The sequence below is a fragment of the Saprospira grandis DSM 2844 genome (assembly GCF_000275825.1).
GTDB classification, from domain to species: Bacteria; Bacteroidota; Bacteroidia; order Chitinophagales; family Saprospiraceae; genus Saprospira; species Saprospira grandis_A.
The window spans coordinates 1-2,786 of record NZ_JH719945.1; the positions used below are offsets into that span (position 1 = coordinate 1).

General features: G+C 48.8%; 3 protein-coding genes. 2 read left to right on the forward strand and 1 reads right to left on the reverse strand.

The window, feature by feature from the left end:
• Positions 1-578, reverse strand: a 578-nt coding sequence (locus tag SAPGRDRAFT_RS19725) for a CIS tube protein (protein ID WP_002661292.1), incomplete at its 3' end; no start/stop codon positions are given.
• Between the two features lie 823 nt (positions 579-1,401).
• Between SAPGRDRAFT_RS19725 and SAPGRDRAFT_RS19730 the strand changes: the two genes are divergently transcribed.
• On the forward strand, positions 1,402-2,085 hold the full coding sequence (locus SAPGRDRAFT_RS19730; RefSeq protein ID WP_002658366.1) for a hypothetical protein: 684 nt from the start codon (positions 1,402-1,404) through the stop codon (positions 2,083-2,085).
• Between the two features lie 268 nt (positions 2,086-2,353).
• Positions 2,354-2,674: a hypothetical protein gene (locus SAPGRDRAFT_RS19735; protein WP_002658368.1), complete on the forward strand. Its 321-nt coding sequence runs from the start codon at positions 2,354-2,356 to the stop codon at positions 2,672-2,674.
• Positions 2,675-2,786: the final 112 nt, after the last annotated feature.

Below are 2,786 nucleotides of genomic sequence, written 5' to 3' on the forward strand. Positions count from 1 at the left end.
CCCCAAAATGATAAACTCAACTCGGCCCGAATAGGCAAACCCTCAAAGGAAAATAAAGAATAATTGATGTCCATAGACGAAATAATACAGTTGAAGGTGTGCGCACTGGCATCCTGCCGAGAATCATTGCTGGGCAAAATCTCCCCCCACTCCAATTTTAAGTAGGCCGGCCCATTGGCCCAGTCATGATAATCATAAATCAAAGCTTTTAAGGCCTTAATATATGGCGCCACCGAGGGCTTGTTGTCCTTGTTCTGCAAAAGCACCTTGTCCTGCTGACTCCCCTGATGATAAGCCCCCGTAGCATCTACCAAAATATTCGAAAACTTAATCTCCGGAATCATATACTCCGGACTATTCCCCACAGCTTCCTTGGCCGCCTCGGCCTTCCCATCTGCCGAAGAAGCTGCCGTAGAAAGCTCTTCCGTGCTCTTTACCTTATAAGAAATATCAAAACTAGATGGATTGATCGACAAATAAATTTGCCCAATATAACTGCTCTCATCATAATCAGCCAAAGCGTAGGCCTTTATGCAAAGCTTGCTCATAGCGGTCCCCGCCGGAAATGGTCGCTGCATATATCTTGTCTTTAAATACAAAGTTGTTTACACTAAAGATATAACTACAGATTTACAAAAACAACTTTATGCGTATGTTTTTTCTTTTCTTATTTTGGGGCGTTACTCCTTTCAGTCGTCGAACTGCGGCTTGCAGCCTTGTTGTCGCCTCGCTGCGCTCGTCGGCGCTACGTTTCGCAGCTCGCTGTCCGCTCGGCCCTGCGCAAAAAAACAAGTTTTTTGCTGGGTCTGGCTTGCGGCCACTGCTGCACATCGGTTACTCCCTTCAGTCGTCGAACTGCGCCCTAAAGGGCTTGTTGTGGCCAGTCCTCCCTTCGGTCGGCCTCTAGCGCCTCTTCAAGACTGCTTATTGCCGCTCGCTATTTGCCTTAGATCCCTTTGCTCGGCCTTAATAACTGCTGCACATCGGTTACTCCCTTCAGTCGTCGAACTGCGCCCTAAAGGGCTTGTTGTGGCCAGTCCTCCCTTCGGTCGGCCTCTAGCGCCTCTTCAAGACTGCTTATTGCCCGCTCGCTATTTGCCTTAGATCCCTTTGCTCGGCCTTAATAACTGCTGCACATCGGTTACTCCCTTCAGTCGTCGAACTGCGCCCTAAAGGGCTTGTTGTGGCCAGTCCTCCCTTCGGTCGTCCTCTAGCGCCTCTTCAAGACTGCTTATTGCCGCTCGCTATTTGCCTTAGATCCCTTTGCTCGGCCTTAATAACTGCTGCACATCGGTTACTCCCTTCAGTCGTCGAACTGCGCCCTAAAGGGCTTGTTGTGGCCAGGCGGGCTGCGCCCGCCTTCTGGACCTAAAATTGCGTTTTTTGCCAAAACCTTTATCTATGAATCATTATGCTTTTTTTCTTCTTGTCTTTTTTTCTTTGGGCCTTTTTAGTTGCTCAGACCAATTGGCCAAAAGCTATACGGTAGCCGAATTGCTAGACAATCAGCAGAATCATTTGCAGTTGCCCCTAGAGCAAAACCCCGATCTGCTTTTGCTTTGCCAAGAACTAGACGAAACGGATATTCCAGGCATTAAAAACCGCTTAGAGCGGCCCGGCATTCAGGAGCTAGAGGCTAGTTTTGCCCTTTATTTTTTGGGCCAAAAATATTTTCAGCAAGATTCTTTTGAGCAAGGACTTGCTATTATGGAAAAAGTGGCCGAAAATTACCTCAACCCGCTGGCTTTTACTCGTCTTATGCTACTTCATAAAACAGCTCCTAGTCGTTTTGCCCAATTGCCTGCCGGCCAGGGCCAGGGATTCCAACCCGATATGGCCAAGGCCTATTATTATTTACATGCCGCCCTCAATTCGGCCATTTTCATGATGGAGCGCTTTAATGACCGTGGTCCAGTAGATGATGTCAATCGCTATGCCCAGGGCTTTATCCAAATTTTGGAAGAAGGCGATAGCAGCCAGCTCCGTGGCCTAGACCTAAAAGCCGCGGAGGCCAAAATGAAAGCCGAACTCCCTCAATTAGAAGCTAAATTTGAAGCCCTCTACCCTGCTCCACCTCCTAGCTAACTGCGGCCTTAGCCGCAGCTTTGTCGAGCCGGCCTAGCGATGTGCAGCAGTGGCCCGCAGGGCCAGACCGAGGCGGCAAAGCCGCCGAAGGGCCGAGCAGACCTGCGAGCTGCGAAACGTAGCGCCTGCCGAAGGCAGGAGGCCCCTAAACAGCAGCGAGCTGCGACAACAAGGACTTCAGTCCGCAGTTCGACGACCAACGGGAGTAAACGTAGCGCCTGCCGAAGGCAGGAGGACCCCTAAAAAAAATCATTAGAAAAACAGAAGCGTGAAATACAACAAAACCACCTTAAAAAAATTGGAAGAGCTGCTCAAGGCGGCGGATTATCGGATTCGCTATGAAAAGGGCCAGTTTCAGTCGGGCTATTGCCTGGTTAAGCAGCAGCGGCAAATTGTGATGAATAAATTTTACACCACCGAGGCCCGCATTCAGTCTTTGCTAGATATTTTGGCCAAAGTTGGTTTGTCTGAAGAGGTAGCGCTTTCGGAAAATTTGCAAAAATTCTGGACCCAATTGCTGCCCATTTTAGCGCAGCAAAGAGAACAAATAGAGGCCAAAGAGGAGCAGGAGGAAGCGCCCAAGCTTTAGATAGATTTTGCATAAAATAGAGCGGAATATCAAAATAAAAGGGGGAAGATACTTATTTTTGACTGATTCAGACAAGCCTTCTACTCGCCAAACCAATGCAAGAGCTCAAAGA